At 54.5% G+C, this 16,763-nt stretch carries 18 protein-coding genes; 8 read left to right on the top strand and 10 right to left on the bottom strand.

Going from position 1 to position 16,763, the window contains the following annotated elements:
* Positions 1-68: 68 nt before the first annotated feature.
* From ACR0KL_RS06390 to ACR0KL_RS06410, 5 genes are all read right to left on the bottom strand, one after another.
* On the bottom strand, positions 69-698 hold the full coding sequence (locus ACR0KL_RS06390) for a hypothetical protein (protein WP_480776782.1): 630 nt from the start codon (positions 696-698) through the stop codon (positions 69-71).
* 74 nt (positions 699-772) lie between these two features.
* A complete protein-coding gene (locus ACR0KL_RS06395) occupies positions 773-1,519 on the bottom strand; it encodes a hypothetical protein (RefSeq protein ID WP_480776783.1) in 747 nt (248 codons plus the stop codon).
* Entirely contained in the window at positions 1,516-1,914 is a 399-nt protein-coding gene (locus ACR0KL_RS06400; protein WP_480776784.1) for a RusA family crossover junction endodeoxyribonuclease, read from the bottom strand. Before ACR0KL_RS06400 ends, ACR0KL_RS06395 begins: the two co-directional genes overlap by 4 nt.
* Entirely contained in the window at positions 1,911-2,114 is a 204-nt protein-coding gene (locus ACR0KL_RS06405) for a helix-turn-helix domain-containing protein (protein ID WP_480776785.1), read from the bottom strand. Before ACR0KL_RS06405 ends, ACR0KL_RS06400 begins: the two co-directional genes overlap by 4 nt.
* Positions 2,111-2,584 carry a hypothetical protein gene (locus ACR0KL_RS06410; RefSeq protein ID WP_480776786.1) on the bottom strand — a complete coding sequence of 158 codons (474 nt, stop codon included), beginning with the start codon at positions 2,582-2,584 and terminating at the stop codon, positions 2,111-2,113. Before ACR0KL_RS06410 ends, ACR0KL_RS06405 begins: the two co-directional genes overlap by 4 nt.
* A gap of 417 nt (positions 2,585-3,001) precedes the next feature.
* On the opposite strand from ACR0KL_RS06410, the gene ACR0KL_RS06415 reads away from it, so the two are divergent.
* Both ACR0KL_RS06415 and ACR0KL_RS06420 read left to right on the top strand, forming a co-directional pair.
* Positions 3,002-3,334, top strand: a complete 333-nt coding sequence (locus ACR0KL_RS06415; RefSeq protein WP_480776787.1) for a helix-turn-helix domain-containing protein — start codon at positions 3,002-3,004, stop codon at positions 3,332-3,334.
* A gap of 507 nt (positions 3,335-3,841) precedes the next feature.
* Entirely contained in the window at positions 3,842-4,516 is a 675-nt protein-coding gene (locus tag ACR0KL_RS06420; RefSeq protein ID WP_480776788.1) for a hypothetical protein, read from the top strand.
* A 144-nt stretch (positions 4,517-4,660) separates the two neighbouring features.
* Here ACR0KL_RS06420 and ACR0KL_RS06425 read toward each other — a convergent pair whose 3' ends face one another.
* On the bottom strand, positions 4,661-5,056 hold the full coding sequence (locus tag ACR0KL_RS06425) for a hypothetical protein (RefSeq protein ID WP_480776789.1): 396 nt from the start codon (positions 5,054-5,056) through the stop codon (positions 4,661-4,663).
* Positions 5,057-5,390: 334 nt separating this feature from the next.
* Between ACR0KL_RS06425 and ACR0KL_RS06430 the strand changes: the two genes are divergently transcribed.
* From ACR0KL_RS06430 to ACR0KL_RS06445, 4 genes are all read left to right on the top strand, one after another.
* Entirely contained in the window at positions 5,391-6,197 is an 807-nt protein-coding gene (locus tag ACR0KL_RS06430) for a BRO-N domain-containing protein (protein WP_480776790.1), read from the top strand.
* Positions 6,194-6,547, top strand: coding sequence for a hypothetical protein (locus ACR0KL_RS06435; protein WP_480776791.1), 354 nt, complete (start codon positions 6,194-6,196; stop codon positions 6,545-6,547). The genes ACR0KL_RS06430 and ACR0KL_RS06435 overlap by 4 nt, the downstream gene beginning before the upstream one ends.
* Positions 6,548-6,701: 154 nt before the next feature.
* On the top strand, positions 6,702-7,013 hold the full coding sequence (locus tag ACR0KL_RS06440) for a hypothetical protein (protein ID WP_480776792.1): 312 nt from the start codon (positions 6,702-6,704) through the stop codon (positions 7,011-7,013).
* Between the two features lie 713 nt (positions 7,014-7,726).
* On the top strand, positions 7,727-8,761 hold the full coding sequence (locus tag ACR0KL_RS06445) for a tyrosine-type recombinase/integrase (protein ID WP_480776793.1): 1,035 nt from the start codon (positions 7,727-7,729) through the stop codon (positions 8,759-8,761).
* Positions 8,762-9,160: 399 nt separating this feature from the next.
* Here ACR0KL_RS06445 and ACR0KL_RS06450 read toward each other — a convergent pair whose 3' ends face one another.
* The 4 genes from ACR0KL_RS06450 to ACR0KL_RS06465 all read right to left on the bottom strand — a co-directional run bounded on the left by ACR0KL_RS06450 (position 9,161) and on the right by ACR0KL_RS06465 (position 12,522).
* Positions 9,161-10,051 (bottom strand): DMT family transporter, encoded by an 891-nt coding sequence (locus ACR0KL_RS06450; protein ID WP_170679828.1) that lies wholly within the window; start codon positions 10,049-10,051, stop codon positions 9,161-9,163.
* 58 nt (positions 10,052-10,109) lie between these two features.
* Positions 10,110-10,733: an NAD(P)H:quinone oxidoreductase gene (wrbA, locus tag ACR0KL_RS06455; RefSeq protein WP_170377257.1), complete on the bottom strand. Its 624-nt coding sequence runs from the start codon at positions 10,731-10,733 to the stop codon at positions 10,110-10,112.
* Positions 10,734-10,837: 104 nt separating this feature from the next.
* A complete protein-coding gene (locus ACR0KL_RS06460; RefSeq protein ID WP_170554946.1) occupies positions 10,838-11,725 on the bottom strand; it encodes a LysR family transcriptional regulator in 888 nt (295 codons plus the stop codon).
* A 341-nt stretch (positions 11,726-12,066) separates the two neighbouring features.
* Positions 12,067-12,522 (bottom strand): Lrp/AsnC family transcriptional regulator, encoded by a 456-nt coding sequence (locus ACR0KL_RS06465; protein ID WP_170554944.1) that lies wholly within the window; start codon positions 12,520-12,522, stop codon positions 12,067-12,069.
* A 115-nt stretch (positions 12,523-12,637) separates the two neighbouring features.
* Here ACR0KL_RS06465 and ACR0KL_RS06470 point away from each other — a divergent pair, with 115 nt between their 5' ends.
* Positions 12,638-13,837, top strand: a complete 1,200-nt coding sequence (locus ACR0KL_RS06470; RefSeq protein ID WP_170679827.1) for a methionine gamma-lyase — start codon at positions 12,638-12,640, stop codon at positions 13,835-13,837.
* A gap of 14 nt (positions 13,838-13,851) precedes the next feature.
* The gene (locus ACR0KL_RS06475; RefSeq protein WP_170679825.1) at positions 13,852-16,224 is read left to right on the top strand and encodes a transketolase; all 2,373 of its coding nucleotides are present in this window, start codon (positions 13,852-13,854) and stop codon (positions 16,222-16,224) included.
* Positions 16,225-16,763: the final 539 nt, after the last annotated feature.

The raw sequence follows: 16,763 nt of genomic DNA on the forward strand, positions 1-16,763 counted from the left end.
CCGCGCCCCTGCAATTCATGCTTTGTTGGCCCCGGCCCTTTTGGGCCGAGACGCGTTGTTTTGAGGGATTAGAACGACACGTCAGCCGGTACTGCGGCCTGTGCGGCAGGCTGCGGTGCCGGTTCCGGCTGTTGAGCAGGCTGTGGCGCGGCTTCAGACGCAATGCCAGCTGCCGCGCCCTCTTTCAGGCAATCTGGACGATCGACCCACTGCGCGACGGTTAGAATGGGCTCTACAGTGCTGCCACGCTTGAACTGCACGGGCTTTGCCCCGGTTAGCTGTACCAACGGCAGTTTGCCTTCTGGACCCTGCTGTAATTGCGGAGCGAGTGCGGTCAGTGCGCCCCACACAGCAGCACCCGCCTGCTGCCATGTGGCCGTGGCGCCATCGCCAACAGCGCACCGGATTTCAAAGCCCTTTTTGTAGTCATCGCCGGGCTGAGGCATCATCTGCGAAACGCTTGCATTCCACTTCCAGTCGGGGGCAACGCCCTGAATGCCGTCCGATTTCTGCCAACCTGTTTTCATGTTGTGGATGTCCATCACAACACCGGTCGAGAAGTCGAAAGTGGACTTATTGCTGTCATCACGAATGTAGAATGACTGCGCTGGGATGGTGCCGTCTTGCGTGCCGCGCGCGGACCACGAAAGCCAGGGCCCTTCCCCGCCGGTGCTGCCAGTATCAAGATCAAAAGCCATAAGTTTTTCCTTTGTCGATTTGCCCATATCGGGGCATTGGAATGCGGCATACCGTGCCGCGCGGATGTGGCGACCTAGGTGCCGAACATTTCGGAACGCGCGACCTCATCGCCGCGCCAGTAGAAAGAACTTGGATTGTGTGGAACGCATGCCAGCGCATCATCGGCGCTATGCAGGGCTAAAAAGCGCTCAAGCCGAGTGATCTGCGCCTTTGCTGAACGCAGAACAGTATCCGGATCACCATCTTCTAGAAGCGCAGTCTTCTTTGCGCTGGCGTAGAGAAACTTCACCGCCGAGTTGCCAACGGCCTTGGCGTAAATGGCGCGCTGCAGCTGATGGTCTGATGACATCTTCGACGGGATTCGCGTTGTTGTTTTTAGATCGATCACCAAGCCATGCATGGGAAAAGTGAAGTCCAGAAAGCCTATGACTGGAATTTCCCAGCCATCGCCCTTGGCGGTGATACTGATCTTGTGCTGGGCATCTCCGCCACTCTCGGGCGCGCCATACTGAGCCAATTCAGCGAACGCCAATTCAGCCATTGGTGCGATCAACGAGCGCTCTCTAGAAGTCGCTTCATCACCGAGGATGAACGTCTGATCGAACTTATTTTCAGCGATTTGGATTGCATCTGGCAGAGGTGTGCCCGTCAGGGCCATGTGAACAGCGGTTTCAACACATTGGCCGCGGCGCGGTGCCGGTCCAAATGCTTGCTTGTGGCCATGCAAATACTTGGCGACCCACACATCAGGCGCGTTGACCCAAAGATTCAAGCTGGACGCCGACAAGTGATTGATGTTGTGCTTTTTGAATCCGTTCATCCCATCGCCTCCACCGTCACGACAGTGCGGGCGTGTGGGCCCCAAAACTTAACAACCGTTTGTTCCGCGACCTGGCTGTCATCGGCAAAGGCAATGCGGTTCAGGCCGTCCAAAATGGCTTTGACGACGTTGTCAGCGTCCGGTTTTTGCGTGTGCGGCCGGTTTAGATGCTCGGCTGTTTTCTTCTTTGACCAGGACTTGGCGGGTTCGAATGTGGCCGCCACAATGACCCGCACTGGCCCTTCGATGGGCTGCGGAAAATGCGGCAAAGCAATCTGCCCAACTTGACGCTCGAAGCTGACAGTCTGGCTGGGCGTATGGCTGCGACCTGACTTGCGAGAAAACCGCGGGCGTTGCTTGGCGAACGGTTTGCCGGGGATGGTGAAAGTGGTCATACCAACGCCTCCCCATGCGCAGCCGCATCTTCAGCCCGGATCTTGTTCAGGAGCCGGGATACGGAGCCAGAGCCAACACCGTGCATCTTTGCGATTTTGCCGAAGCTGTGGCCCTCGTCGTGCAGCTGCAGCCAGTGCAGGACTTCTTCGTCACGTTCACGAGGTACAAAGACGACCTTGATTGGAGTTTGGTCGGTCATGCGCAGCCCTCCGCTTTGACGACCAGTGCCGCGCGGTACTTGAGCGCCGCCTGTACCATCTCGTCGACTTCTTTGATCGTCTCCTGCGCTTCCTTCGGCGTGTAGTCCGCCGGGTTTTCAGACCGATCGGAGTGCGCTTTGGCGTGGTGATCAAGTACGTCCGAGAACTCACGCATGAGCGTATTTACGTCCGACAACAGAACACCGTCGTTCGGAAGCGGCTGGTAGACGCCACCCGCGAGACGTGCGAAGTGAATAGCGACAGGCTCGGCCGAAGCCGGTGTGATCCGTCCAAGCGCATCCAGGTATTTGATGCCAAGGCCACCAGGGCGATCGTCTTCGCAGCTGGACGCACGCGATAGATTTGACGGCGAAAGGCTGAGATCAACGCTAGCCGCCTCAAGACCGCCATGAGCGCTGATAGCTTTTCGTGTGGTTTCCTGAATTGAACCGGGTCGAACGTTCCTCACGGCAAAAGAACCTTTTTGATTTGCCGTGCAATCTGTTCGGGCTCAGCCCAAATTGCTTGGCATGTTGTTGATTGACTTGAGAACGAAAGCATTTGAGCGGAGGTCACTGCCCTGCCTCCGTTTCTTTTCTCTCAGGCTGAATGAACCCAAACAGTGCGTCAGGACACGATATGCCTTTGTCGGCACACAATGCGGACACAACACGATACCACCGGGGAGAAAACTTCCCGGCGGATATGGCGTTGGTTATCGCCGACTTGGTAACGTTGAGGGCGTTCGCAAGCTTCTTGCGCCCAACCTCATCACAGATTTTTTCAACCGTCATCATGACGACGAACATAGTACATTATTTATGTACTCTCAAGATGCATAAATCGAATACGTTCACATTTTATGTACTTTAGACAAGAATGAGTTATGACTTTTGAAGAAAAAGAACGGCTTGCCCGTACACGAGACTCATCTGTGCAAGCAGCTGGACTGCGCTTGTGTGCTGCGCGGGAATCTATCGGTCTCAGCCAGCAAAAATTTGGCGAGGCTGTTGGTAAAGGGAAAGCAGCCGTCAACAACGCTGAAAACGCGAGATCCTTTCCAAGCCGGGACATGATGCTGTTTCTGCACCGCGAGCACCGGATTGATTTCAATTTTCTGATTGTTGGTGAGTTTGTTCAGCTTCCGCTGGACGTCCAGGATCGCTTGTTCGCCGAACTGTCTGCTTTAGACAGTAAAGCGGATCAAACACCCAATTGAGGTTCACCCCAAACCTCACAAGCAAAGATCCGATTTTGAAGATGACAGCACCAACCAGTCTCTCAAAACGAGTCATATAATCCCCTTATTGTTCTAATTATTGGCAGCAAAACCCGTCAAAACGGGAAGGGGATCGTGAAAGGCGCTCAAGGAAGAATCCGAGTCGGTCAACTCTCACATTGCAACTAACCCATACAAGAACATTTAAAGAACATCTAGTCGCGAGATGTTGTGACACTCGGGTTCAGGCACGACAATAGCGCCACCTGGGACACCAGATGTTGTGATTCTCTACGATTTTGGGCTTTGTTTCCTAGATGTAGATTTAGTGTTTTCTAGTGCTCGCCAGTCAGGTGAAGCAATGCCGGCAGTACGCAAGTGTTGCTAATTTAGAACAGAACATTAAGCCTTTGCCATATTTTCGCCACGATTCATTGAACCCTCCCTCGCCCCTTACAACGTCAATAAGACAACCGCCGCTATCGGCACTCAAAAGGGAGAATGAAGATGTTGAAGAACTTTTTTTCGACCGTCGCTGTCATTGGCGCTCTCACTTTGCCACAACTAGCAGAGGCGTCGTCGCGCGTTTGGTGGCGCGCAGACACAATCGGAGATCACCAAGTGATCACAGTCACAGTAGTCCAGCACCCCGCTGGAAACGTCGACCTAAAGGCTGAGTTTAGCAATGGCCGAAAAGTTGACGGTGATAACTTCGTTGCAGATATCTATCTGTATTCAAATGATAAACTTCTGAATAAAACTCAGCTTGCTGGAGCAGTAGATGCTACTTTCTTCGGTGGAACTCGAGTTGTATTCGACTACGCTGAGCTTGACCTGGAGCCAAACTCGATAACTCACGTATTGGTATCCCCGTATCAATGGGACCGCCTACGTGAGCCTGTTCCGAGCTTCAAATGCAACGGCCCCATGTCAAACAACCCGAAAAAAGACAATGGGTCGACATGCAACTTCGGGCTCGGCCTGAAAGAAAGAACCCCTACGATCCCACCAGTGCCTGTGAATGTACCAAGACAGGCAGATATGGACCCATGTGTGGGTTATCCGAAGAAAATGGGTTCTTTGGAATCTATCCTGGAAATGAGTTGCGACCCCGCGACAGGTAAAGAGTTTGTATCTAAGATGTGGGATCGACCACTGCCAGAGGGCTATATGAGACCCTGACCATCAAACGTGACTGTCAAAGATGATCGTTCCTTGGCGCTCACACTTTTTCGAGACTTGAATGAAGCGGCGGAGTTCCTCGCCGCTTCGATTTTCTTACTCTAGCCCATCCTCGGACCGTCGTTCCGAGGGGAGGCTATTCGTCTAGGTCTGGCTCTTGGAGGACTGGGGTTTAGTTATGTCTCTCAAGGATCGTATAAGCTCTTCCGGCACTCCCATCTCTCTAGCGGCATCTTCGACCTGTCTGGTAAGGTTGTTAAGATTGACCATAGCCTCGTTCGCTCTTTGGTATATGCCTATAGCTTCATCGTACTGCTTCGATGCATCTTCAAACGTTTTAATTGAACGTTGGTTCCTGTCATTGGCGTCCTGAAGCTCGTCGAGGGCAGCTTCCAAGCTTAGTGATACTTCAATGCTGTTCTCCAAGCGCTCAACAATTTCAGCATTTACGGACTTTTCGCCAGCAGCTTCCTTCAGCCGCTCGTAGAGCGGAGTTGGGATCCGAATAGTGTATCGAGTATATCCATCATGACCAGCCATGGGCCTATGTCACGATGTTCGTGAAAAAAGTCAAGCAGGCAGCTTGTCACGAACTTCGTGACATGTTATCTCACGTGTCACGATAATCGTGAAAGGTGAGATATGGAGCCAAATGATAGCAGAATGACAGTCCAAATTCCGGCCAGCTTGAAGACACTGCTCAAGGTACAGGCCGCGCAGAATGATCGTCCACTTAGTAAGCAGGTGCTTTACTGCCTGAAAAAGGCGTCTGGGTGGGAGGAAGCGAATGGACAAATCACACAAAAGTAAAGCCACCGGAGTTAGCGGCTCCGATGGCTTTGGAATGTAAGTCACCCTGAAGAGGAAACTTGAGATGAATGTAGTACCATTCAACTTTAAAAACAATACGGTTCGCGTGATCGAGATCGAGGGCGAACCTTGGTTCGTCGGCAAGGACGTCGCGATAGCACTCGGTTACAGCAACCCGCAGAAGGCCGTGCGCGATCACTGTCGGCGAACAAACCGCATAGGGGGTGCACAAATCGTTCACCCCTCAAATCTGGACCCACAAACCACGATCATTCCTGAGGGCGACGTCTACCGCCTCATTATTCGATCCAACCGGCCAGAGGCACAGGAGTTCGAAAATCTGGTTATGGACGTAATCCTGCCTTCAATCCGCAAGACCGGGAAATATGAGGCGAAAGCGCCGACACATAAGTCGGTGCCGCAGCATCGCATTCAGCAACAACGAGAATCCCGGCTTCAGATGCGTCAGTACCTTGCTATTGGTAAGGAAATTGGCCTGTCCGGCAATCAGTTGATCCTGTCAGCCAGCCAGGCTGTCGCCAAGGTCACTGGCTTTAGCCCTCTGGATGCCATGGGTATCACCCATGTCGACGCACCGACGAACGAGGCGTTGATGACGCCGACCGACATTGGGAAGCAGATGGAGGGCATCTCCGCTCAGCGTGTGAACATGATATTGAAGAATGAAGGATTTCAGATTTCGTTCCGCAACGCCAAGGGTAATCTGGTCTACGAACCGACCGATAAAGGCCGCGAGATCGGAGCGGTCATGCAGGACACTGGTAAGCGTCACGGCGATGGCGTGCCAATCCGGCAACTCAAGTGGCCATCCAGTGTAGTCGACGTTCTTCGGGAAGGTGGTGCGGCGTGAAGCGCCGCCAACTCCTGAAAGCAAGCCTCCGTGCCCTTGCAACCGCTGTCGCCGCCAGCGTAGCGGTTGGTGAAGTCACAGATCCGCACGCAGAGTGGGTCGAGGAACACCGGCAACTGGTCAAGGCATTCAATGGCTCCGACCTGGATGCGGAAGTTTTCGATCGGCGCCGGACCAGGCTGGAAGAGCTTATCAGTTCAACTCCAGCAAGGACGCTTGAAGGCGCGGCGGCTCAGTTAGAATTCGCGATCAGCGAAGAAGCCGACTTTCGGATGATAGGAAATATTCGGGGTAACCTCGATGGGGCATTGCTGAACAACGTTATTCAGTCCCTCAAAGCCATGGCTTAGCAGTACGCATGAATGACGCAATTAGCCCCGCTCTGGCGGGGCTTTTTGGTTTGGTAGGACGCCAGGTGCAAGTTTGTACATTTTTTTTGTACTTTTTTTCTTGTCGGTACACATTTTATGTACTATTTTCTCCTTAGGGACTGAGAAGAACGACATGAAACACGAGCGCATTAAAGTAGACGACATCACCAGCCGGTGCCCGGTTTCAGAGAGACCTTGGTACTTGGTTTTTGAGCGCATCATTCCGATCCCAGGCATGATGGACCAGGCGCCTTTCTGGTCGACGACAGCCCTGACAAATGACGCTGACGAGGTGCTTGACTGGGCGAATTCTGAGAATGAGCGTGACGTGTTCGTCTGTGCCATGTCCTATTCAGAAGCCAGTGGCATTCGCTATCGCCACATGACCTTCACCGATGCAGAAGTTGCGATCTACCGCAGCCCCTACCCTATGGCGGCGGAGTGATCGCCATGTGGATCCCCATCATCCTCGCCTTCTTGAGCGGCTGCTGCAGCACGATCTGCCTGCTGATCCTCCTGGGGAAGGCTGAACACAAGCGTAGGCAGCAATGACTCTCGCTCCGAAATTCGCGCAGCCCGACCGGCAAAAGGCCACTCAAACTCACGGAACCCACTTTCGGTCGGGTCAAGAGAGCGTCCCTCTTCCTCCCTTCGAGGGGCGCTCTCAAGACTTCAGTACGCCATTTGACGGGATCAACGACGAGATCACGGGGTGGGATGAGCGATCGCTGTATCAACGCATACTGCTAGTCCTGTCCCGCCTACTCCTGGCCTTCTTATGCGCCATGATTGGTGTGCTGATCTTCACCAACTGGCCCACATGAGTACTCCCCTGCGAAGGCCTGCCTCAAAACCTGATCCTTCGCACAACTGGCGGGCGGCTGTCCCAGACCCATCCCAGAGTGTCGCCCGCCTCTTTTGAACACCCCCGGCCCACCTACAGCCCCCGGAGCGAAAAGGGCCGCGCATCTACACCGGGGACAACAGAGGGAACAGAATGACGATACCAAACATTGCATCGTTGGACGAAGCGACCAAAGAGCTACGCTGTTTTTCCAAGCAAGCAATCCGAAACGCAGCCGCTGAACACGGCTTCTTAATAAAGATCGGTCGCGGATACGGGATCGATAGGAACGATTACCGGAGGCTCATCAAAAAATGCCAAGGCCCAGCAAAGGAGCCAGACTCCACAAGTACGAACACCGCCCGCAGTGGTACATCCTCGACACCGGACAGCGACCCCGTTCGACGGGCTGCACAAGCCGCGCAGATGCTGAAAAAGCCCTCGCAGCGTACATCGCAACCAAAGGACGGTCAGGTGCTGCAAATGAGCCGGAAAACGTAACCTGTGGTGAAGTTCTCGGGATCTACGCATCCGAACACGCGCCGACTGTCGCCAACCCCGAGCGGATAGGATACGCGATTGAAGCCCTCCTGCCCTTTTGGGGGTCGCTAAAGCTGAGTCACATCAGGGGTGAAACATGCCGCCGATATGTGAAGTGGAGAGACCGCGCGAACGGAACAGTGCGACGGGAACTCGGAGCGCTTCAGGCCGCAGTCAACTACGCGCACAAAGAGGGATACATAACCTCAGCGCCGGTTGTGACCCTGCCGACAAAGCCAGAGCCGAAGGACCGCTGGTTGACCCGCGAGGAGGCCGCAAGGCTGCTCAGGGCCGCTTGGACGGGTGACAGGACCCAGCACCTAGCCCGCTTCATCCTGATTGCCCTATATACCGGCACACGCCGCGACGCGATCCTGCGCATGGGCTTCGAAAGAAATACCCTCGGCGGATGGTTCGACCTGGAACACGGCCTCATGTACCGAAAGGGCGACGGAGAGCGAGCGACCAAGAAACGCCGTAAGCCTGCCAAGATCCCCCGCCAGCTTGCCGCCCACCTGAGACGCTGGAAAGCCAATGGCCAGCAATGGGCCGTAGAGTACGAAGGCGCGCGCGTGGGCAGTATTAAGCGTTCGTTCCGCAATGCAGTCAAAGCGGCCGATCTTGAAGACGTCACGCCCCATACCTTGAAGCATACGGCAATTACATGGGCGCTAATGAACGGCGCAAGCACATGGGATGCTGCCGGGTTCTTTTCGACCTCAGCAGAGACGATTGAGAAGGTCTATGGACACCATAGCCCGTTGCACCAAGCGTCCGCCGTTAGAGCTGTGGAAAGAAAGGGCAGATAGTTTTTGTTACGCGTAACGAAAACCCCCTATCCGAAGGACCCTGAACCGTGATCAAACGAGGGGAATATAGGGGTTATAGCGTGAACATAGGGGCCGGGGCTGTCTTCGGGAGGCAGGGGTCGGAGGTTCGAATCCTCTCACTCCGACCAATGAAACAAGGCGCCCAAGGGCGCCTTTGTTGTTTTCAGAGGAATGGCCACAACGATATCCGCAACGTTTCGTTCGATAGATGTGCTCAGTTCGTTCACTACCGACATCCACCAACTACTGAATTGGCACTCAATATCCTCTAATTTATAATTCCCGCTGCGTTCGTAAGCGCATCTGGACTGTAGGACCTATAGGCGTTTTCCAGGGTTTCGCGCGAGGTTGCAAAATAGGCCGTGGCGTCCTCCAGTGTCATGCCGCGCATGCTCGTCTCCATTTTTTCAAACCCGAATTATCCCTTCGACTCACGCTTTGGCCAACCACAACAGAACCAATAACTATGGCTGCTCCTATCGACTGAGTGAGGCTAAGCGTTTGTCCCAAGTATACCCAGCCGAGCACGACAGCTGTAACAGGACTCATAATGCCAAGCATCGAGACTGCACTGGGCTCCAGGCGGGCTATGCCGCGAAACCAAAGAGCATAGGTTGCTGCAGCACCGATCAACCCGAGCCAAATAAGGCCGGCGACATTTGTCGCGCTGAGCGCAGGTAGAGGCGGCTCAAGGAACAGTGCGACTGGCAGCAGTATCAAACCACCGGCTGTCAATTGCCACGCTGTGAAACTCAGCGCCGAGACCGGAGGTTGCCATTTACGACTGAGAACTGTGCCAGCAGCCATTGACGCGGCTCCTCCCAAACCCGCCGCTATACCAATCCAATCAAGATGTGCTGCTGGTCCGATCAGCAGCAGAGACACACCCATTGCGCCAGTCGCGGCGGCGCCAAGTGCACCAAGTCGGATTGGGGTTCCCAGCCATCCCCACGCCATCAAAATCACGATCATCGCTTGCAACGATCCTAGGGTGGCGGCCACACCGCCAGGTAACCTATACGCAGCAACGAAGAGGAGCACCCAGAACAGAGCGAAATTGAGGCTGCCTAAGACGAAAGTTCGGCCGAGCCATTCGCGTGGTGGAACGCAGCGCGTCACTGCAAGCAACAACAAGCCAGCCGGCAGAGCTCGTAACGCAGCCAGGGTAATCGGATAGCCAGCCGGGAGCGCTTCGGTAGTTACCAGATAAGTGCTTCCCCATACCGCTGGGGCGAGTGAGGTGAGAAGAATATCGGTTAAGCGCGACATGGTATGTCTCCCGGCTAAGGCGTTTGAGAATTTGAGTGAAACGTCAGAGCAGCGCAGGTTACGCTGCTTCCGCTTGCAGGTTTGATCCAGCGAGGCACGCTGTAATCCTTGCAACATGAGCGCCCTGGAACCGCGCTCCGGCCAAGTCAGTTTCAGTCGGCGTGCGGGAACCATCAGCACCGGCGATCGTTCCGGCACCATATGGTGCGCCGCCAATGATTTCTTCTGATGTAGTCTGGCCAGCAAATGTGTAGGGCATTCCGGCAATCAGCATCCCAAAGTGTTGAAGCGGGACTTGCGTTGTCAGAAGGGTGGCCTCATGCCCACCGTGTTGCGAACCTGTTGAAGCAAAGACCGCCCCGACTTTACCAACCAGTGCGTTCCTGGCCCAAAGCCCGCCAGCCTGGTCAAGGAAGGACTTCATTTGGCCAGCCATCATGCCAAATCGGGTCGGCGTTCCCAGAATTATTGCATCATAGCTTTCCAGGTCTGTCGGCGAGGAAATAGGTGTATCATCGACGACATAGCCGGCCTTTTGGCGGACTTCTTCAGGGACAGTTTCGGGCACACGCCGAACGTCAACTTCGATGCCGGGAACACTTCTGGCGCCTTCAGCCTCGGCACCGGCCAATGCGCGGACGTGGCCATAGCTTGAGTAGTAGAGAACGAGAATACGTGACATAAGAGACCTCTCAGGGCTGTGACTTTCCCTGAGAGAATGGAATTTGTTACGTCGCCAATTAAGGCGCGCTCTTTGACTTCACTATTTACCTGTATTGAACAATGTCACGACCTGAGAGCCAGGCGCAGATGATCAAGAAAGGCTTTGACCTTTGCGTCCATTCCCAAGCGAGATGCTGTAACGGCGAACACTTCCGGCGCAGGCAGTTCATGGTCAGGAAGAACTCTCACCAAGGCCCCGCTAGCTTCAGGAGCATCAGAGACGAACTCGGGCAGAGTTCCGATACCTTGCCCCGCTATCAGCAGATCCCGCAAAACGAGGCTGTTGCCAACCCTCACACGTGGATCAAGCTCCAATGTTGTGACACCATTGGCGGCCGAGAGCTTCCAGCTCGTCAAATGATCAGCAAGCAAAAAGCCGATCATCGCGTGATTATTCAGATCCGCCGGCTGGGTCGGCGTCCCGCATCGCTCCAAATAGTCAGGAGACGCAAAAATCCGTTGTCGCATCACGCCGATCCGTCGCGCAACAAGGGCCGAATCCGGCATGGCAGCGCGGATGCGTATCGATAGATCGAACCCGCCCTCGACCATATCGATCACCTTGTCGTCCATCGAAAGCGTAAATCGCAAATCGGGGTAGGCTTCCAAAAACTCGGGCAGCATCGGTGCAATAACGGTTTGACCGAAAGAGCTTGATGCATTCACCCGAAGGTGCCCTCGCACTGCTTTTGAACCATCCCTGATGGTTTGTTCCGTTTTTTCAACCGCATCGAGGATTCCAATTGCATCCTGGTAATAAAGGCTGCCGGTGTCAGTCAGTGACATGGATCGGGTCGTTCTGGTCAGAAGGACGGTTCCCAGACTTTCCTCCAGAAGCTTGATTTCTCTGCTGAGAAGCGCAGGAGAAACACCAAGGTCTTCCGCCGCACGAGCAAAGCTGCCGCGTTCAACGATACGGCGAAAAGCTTGCATGACTGATAGTTTGTCCAACTCCGGGGCCCCCCGAGCAGTTTTTGAGCCGCCCAGTTGGGCGTAACGAACTGCAAGTTATACGACTACGTCACTGGTGCGAAGGGGCGGCACGCCTGAATTGCTGGCGTTGATTGCCGGGCGATTGCAGAAGATGCAGAAAAGTGCCTCAAGGGTTCAATGAAGCTTCTCTCTTGAAGTCGCCATACGAACTTCCAAAGGAACAACAGAACATACAATCAAAGTACAGCTTTCAATACGCTTCACCGCTAACTACCGGCTATCCAAAGAGCACTTAGAGTAACGGAGCATACAAAAGTTTAAGTAGGCATTCGGAGACAATCCATTCTAACGCGGCCCATCTATCCGGGCGGAAAAACAGCGGTCTTCTTTACCGTTCCATAGACAAAGCTGGTATCGATCGAGGCGATCCCACCGATAGGATGAATTCGGTGACGAATAAACTCCTCGTAGGCCTCGAGATCCGATACCAAAACCCGCAATTGGTAGTCCATTGCCCCGGTCAGCACGTGGCATTCAAGAACTTCATCGATCATCCGAACGCGCTTTTCGAAATTCTGAACGTCCGTTTCGTTGTGCCGCTCCAACCTGATACGCACGAAGACGGTAATGGCCATCCCATACGCGGCAGCGTCAACGTCAGCGCTGTATCCCTTTATTACTCCGTTTGCTTCTAAGTTTTTGACCCGGCGCAAACACGGTGAGGGAGACAAGTTCACCTCGTCGGCAAGATCCTGGTTCGTCATGCGCCCGTCCCGCTGCAGCGCTCGAATGATCTGCCTGTCCTTTGCGTCCATTTCACCCTCTTGCTTAGCAGAATATGCCAATGTTGCTACATATGTTGGTATATTTCGCAACCATTAGCCCAAAGTAAAGGCGCAAACTAGCTTCAGCATGATTCAGGAGCTTCTAATGACTCGTCCAACCGGATTTGCCACCCGTGCCATTCACCACGCTTATAACCCTCTGGAAAATGACGGTGCGCTGACACCACCGCTGCATTTGACGTCCACGTTTACCTTTGAAACCGCAGAGGCTGGTGGAGAGATGTTCGCCGGCGAGCGTGAAGGTCATATCTACAGCCGTATTTCAAACCCTACATGCGACCTTCTTGAGCAACGCATTGCCGTGCTTGAAGGGGCCGAGGCCGGGCTAGCTCTCTCAAGCGGCATGGGGGCGATCACGGCAGTGCTTTGGACCCTGCTGTCGCCAGGTGACGAAGTCATCGTAGACAAAACGCTCTATGGCTGCACCTTCGCCTTTATGCGTCATGGTTTGGCGAAATGGGGGGTCACGATAACACATGTCGACATGACGGACCCTGAGAACCTGAAAGCGGCCGTTTCTGAAGAGACTCGCGTGGTTTATTTCGAAACCCCGGCCAATCCGAACATGCGCTTGGTGGACATCGCCGCAAGCGCCGCAATTGCGCATTCGGTCGGAGCAACGGTCGTCGTCGATAACACTTATGCCAGCCCGTATCTGACCCGCCCGATCGAGCACGGCGCAGATATCGTTCTACACTCCGCCACCAAGTATCTCGGCGGGCATGGAGACGTGGTCGCTGGCTTGGTTGCAGGAACCGCTGAACAGATTGCTGAAATCCGCCTTGTTGGGATGAAGGACATGACCGGCGCGGTAATGGCGCCTTTCAACGCAATGCTAATCCTGCGTGGTCTGAAAACACTAAACCTGCGTCTGGATCGTCATTGTGTTTCTGCCAAGGTCGTCGCGAAATTCCTCGAAGCGCACCCTGCCGTTGGTGAGGTTTATTTCCCCGGTCTTGAGAGCTTCGCACAGCACGATGTGGCGCAGCGACAGATGTCCCAACCGGGCGCTATGATAGCGTTCGAGATCAAATCCGGTCTTTCCGGAGGAATTGAATTCATGAACCGCTTGAATATGATCCAGCGTGCGGTGTCGTTGGGCGATGCGGAAACACTGATCCAGCACCCAGCATCGATGACCCATTCGACATATACGCCCGAAGAACGGGCCGAGCATGGGATCAGTGATGGCCTAATCCGCCTGTCCGTCGGGCTGGAGGATGTTGAAGATATCCTTGCAGACCTGGAGCAAGCTTTGCCCTACCCTGCCCGCAGCGCCGCCTGAACCCGGAGACCACCATGCACATTGATCCCACCCAACTGAAGATCGTTGAACAGCGCCTGCTGTGGTTGTCTCATTGGATGATCCACCATGCCAACCATGTCCGACCAAAGGTGGATGGGATCAAGATCGGTGGCCATCAGGCTTCGTCCGCTTCGATGGTGTCGATCATGACCGCGCTTTATTTCTCGGCCTTGCGGCCTGAGGACCGGGTTGCAGTCAAACCCCATGCGTCGCCGGTGTTTCATGCAATGCAGTATCTCATGGGCAATCAGACCCGCGAGAAGATGGTGAATTTCCGCGGATTTGGAGGTGTGCAAAGTTATCCAAGCCGGACCAAGGACATTGACGATGTTGATTTCTCGACCGGGTCTGTGGGTTTAGGTGTCGCGATCACCTCGTTTGCCTCGATCATTCAGGACTACATCAAGGCCAAAAGCTGGGGTTCATACGCCCCGATAGGGCGTATGGTGGCACTTGTTGGCGATGCCGAACTGGACGAAGGCAACGTCTATGAGGCGTTGCAGGAAGGCTGGAAAAACGACCTACGAAACACGTGGTGGATCATCGACTACAACCGACAGTCTCTGGACGGTATCGTCCGAGAAGGACTGTTCGAACGGATCGAGAAAACCTTCGATGCATTCAGTTGGGATGTCGTGCGCATAAAATACGGAGTTCTTCAACGCGCGGCCTTTGAAGAGCCCGGCGGCAACCGCCTACGCGACTGGATTGATGCTTGCCCCAACCAAGACTACTCCGCTTTGACTTTCATGGGTGGTGCGAATTGGCGACAGCGTCTCATGGACGATCTGGGGGATCAGGGGGATGTGACTGCCTTGATTGAAAGGCGGACGGATGCAGAGCTTGCAGCCCTTATGGAGAACCTCGGCGGCAACTGCGTCGAGACCATGGCCCAGACATTTGCCGCCATCGATCATGATCGCCCGACATGCTTCCTGGCCTACACCGTCAAAGGATGGGGCACCCCTATTGCAGGCCACAAGGACAATCACGGCGGGCTGATGAACAACAGCCAGTTCGTCGCATGGCAGTCGCATATGGGTGTGCCGAAGGGCGAAGAATGGGAGCCGCTCGCGACGGTGCAAGATCCAGACGCATTCAAAGATTTCCTGGCCAGCACCCCGTTCTTTGCCAAAGGTCCGCGCCGCTATTTTGATGACAAATTGGACGTGCCGCCAATCGAAATCGACACCAGTCGCGAAATCTCGACCCAAATGGCGTTTGGCAAGATCCTAGACGATCTATCAAAAGGCGACAGCCCATTGGCTGCACGTATAGTGACAACCTCTCCGGATGTGACAGGCACGACAAGCCTTGGTCCTTGGGTGAACCGGCGCAAACTGTTCGCCCGATCCGAGCAAGCCGACGCCTTCATAGAACACCGGATCCCTTCGACGGCGAAATGGGAATTCACGCCGGAGGGGCAGCATATCGAGCTTGGTATCGCCGAAATGAACCTCATGTTGCTTCTGGGAGCGGCGGGTCTGTCGCATTCCCTGTTCGGTAAGAGGCTGATCCCAATTGGCACCGTCTATGATCCATTTGTCAGCCGCGGCCTCGATGCGCTGAATTACGCTTGCTATCAGGACGCGCGCTTCATGCTGGTTGGCACACCATCGGGTGTCACGCTCGCGCCAGAAGGTGGAGCACACCAATCCGTTGGAACACCGCTCATCGGGATGAGCCAAGACGGCTTGGCCGCTTTTGAACCCGCCTTTGCCGACGAGCTGGCGGTGATTATGGAATGGGCCTTCGACTACCTGCAGCGTGATGGCGAAGGACAGCCCGACGAGCGCACATGGCTGCGCGATGAAACTGGAGGGTCTGTCTACCTGCGCCTGACCACCAACCCGATTGAACAGCCCGGCAAACGTGTCGACGACGAGTTTCGCCAAGGTGCCATAGATGGGGCCTATTGGTTACGAAAACCCGGGCCCAATTGCGAAGTTGTAGTCGCCTATCAAGGAGCAGTCGCGCCGGAGGCAATCAAGGCCGCCGGTATGATTGGTGAAGGCCGTCGCGACATAGGTGTATTGGCCGTGACATCTGCAGATCGCCTAAATGCCGGATGGACCGCTGCTCAACGAGCGCGTTCTCGCGGTAACCAAGCGGCACGCTCCCACATCGAAGCCCTGATGTCCGACCTTCCGCCACACTGCAAGCTTGTCACCGTTATAGATGGTCATCCTGCGACTCTATCCTGGCTGGGGGCAGTGCTTGGACATCAGACTATTCCAATGGGTGTCGAGCACTTTGGTCAGACCGGAACAATCGGCGATCTGTATCGCCACCACTGCATTGACGCAGACGCTATCCTAGAGAAAGTGAATGGACTGACCCACGGCAGAACTCTTCACCGTGCATAAGTGGGCTTGATCTGGGCAATAATGTAGAGAACAAACTAGCACTGAACATAGACCACGATAACTAGCGGACCATGTAGACAGTGCTCTGAGGTTCAATGAACCTGCCGAACCTGAACTTGGCTGGTTTGATTGGCGACAACGCCTGGAAAACAGGGCTCCTTTGACTAAAATGCAATAACTTGGCCCTCTGCACCGGTCTTCGGGAGGCAGGGGTCGGAGGTTCGAATCCTCTCACACCGACCAATAAAACAGGTTGTCAAATACAGAGATATTTTGCCTTTTGACCAATTAACTTACCTTTTCGCCAACAAAAATTACCTCCACTCGCCCGGAGCGTTGCTAGTTCAAATCGTAATTTTGAACTAACGGCCCAGAGCCGACTTTGAGCACTGCAACCGAATACTGCGTCGCAGCCAGCTTAGCGGCCATTCGCTGCGTTGCTAGAATTTGTGTCTCTCCTAACTCACAGCCTGCAGAAACAGCAGCCATTCCATCCAGGCGGAAGCAATGCGGTTCGCTATTTGACAGCTATTCTGATT

It is taken from the genome of Ruegeria sp. C8 (genome assembly GCF_056537565.1).

Excerpts from the sequence above, each read along its gene's own strand:
- ACR0KL_RS06390 (WP_480776782.1), bottom strand. The coding sequence starts at position 698 with ATGGCTTTTGATCTTGATACTGGCAGCACCGGCGGGGAAGGGCCCTGG.
- ACR0KL_RS06395 (WP_480776783.1), bottom strand. The coding sequence starts at position 1,519 with ATGAACGGATTCAAAAAGCACAACATCAATCACTTGTCGGCGTCCAGC.
- ACR0KL_RS06400 (WP_480776784.1), bottom strand. The coding sequence starts at position 1,914 with ATGACCACTTTCACCATCCCCGGCAAACCGTTCGCCAAGCAACGCCCG.
- ACR0KL_RS06405 (WP_480776785.1), bottom strand. The coding sequence starts at position 2,114 with ATGACCGACCAAACTCCAATCAAGGTCGTCTTTGTACCTCGTGAACGT.
- ACR0KL_RS06415 (WP_480776787.1), top strand. The coding sequence starts at position 3,002 with ATGACTTTTGAAGAAAAAGAACGGCTTGCCCGTACACGAGACTCATCT.
- ACR0KL_RS06420 (WP_480776788.1), top strand. The coding sequence starts at position 3,842 with ATGTTGAAGAACTTTTTTTCGACCGTCGCTGTCATTGGCGCTCTCACT.
- ACR0KL_RS06425 (WP_480776789.1), bottom strand. The coding sequence starts at position 5,056 with ATGGCTGGTCATGATGGATATACTCGATACACTATTCGGATCCCAACT.
- ACR0KL_RS06430 (WP_480776790.1), top strand. The coding sequence starts at position 5,391 with ATGAATGTAGTACCATTCAACTTTAAAAACAATACGGTTCGCGTGATC.
- ACR0KL_RS06440 (WP_480776792.1), top strand. The coding sequence starts at position 6,702 with ATGAAACACGAGCGCATTAAAGTAGACGACATCACCAGCCGGTGCCCG.
- ACR0KL_RS06445 (WP_480776793.1), top strand. The coding sequence starts at position 7,727 with ATGCCAAGGCCCAGCAAAGGAGCCAGACTCCACAAGTACGAACACCGC.
- ACR0KL_RS06450 (WP_170679828.1), bottom strand. The coding sequence starts at position 10,051 with ATGTCGCGCTTAACCGATATTCTTCTCACCTCACTCGCCCCAGCGGTA.
- wrbA (WP_170377257.1), bottom strand. The coding sequence starts at position 10,733 with ATGTCACGTATTCTCGTTCTCTACTACTCAAGCTATGGCCACGTCCGC.
- ACR0KL_RS06465 (WP_170554944.1), bottom strand. The coding sequence starts at position 12,522 with ATGGACGCAAAGGACAGGCAGATCATTCGAGCGCTGCAGCGGGACGGG.
- ACR0KL_RS06470 (WP_170679827.1), top strand. The coding sequence starts at position 12,638 with ATGACTCGTCCAACCGGATTTGCCACCCGTGCCATTCACCACGCTTAT.
- ACR0KL_RS06475 (WP_170679825.1), top strand. The coding sequence starts at position 13,852 with ATGCACATTGATCCCACCCAACTGAAGATCGTTGAACAGCGCCTGCTG.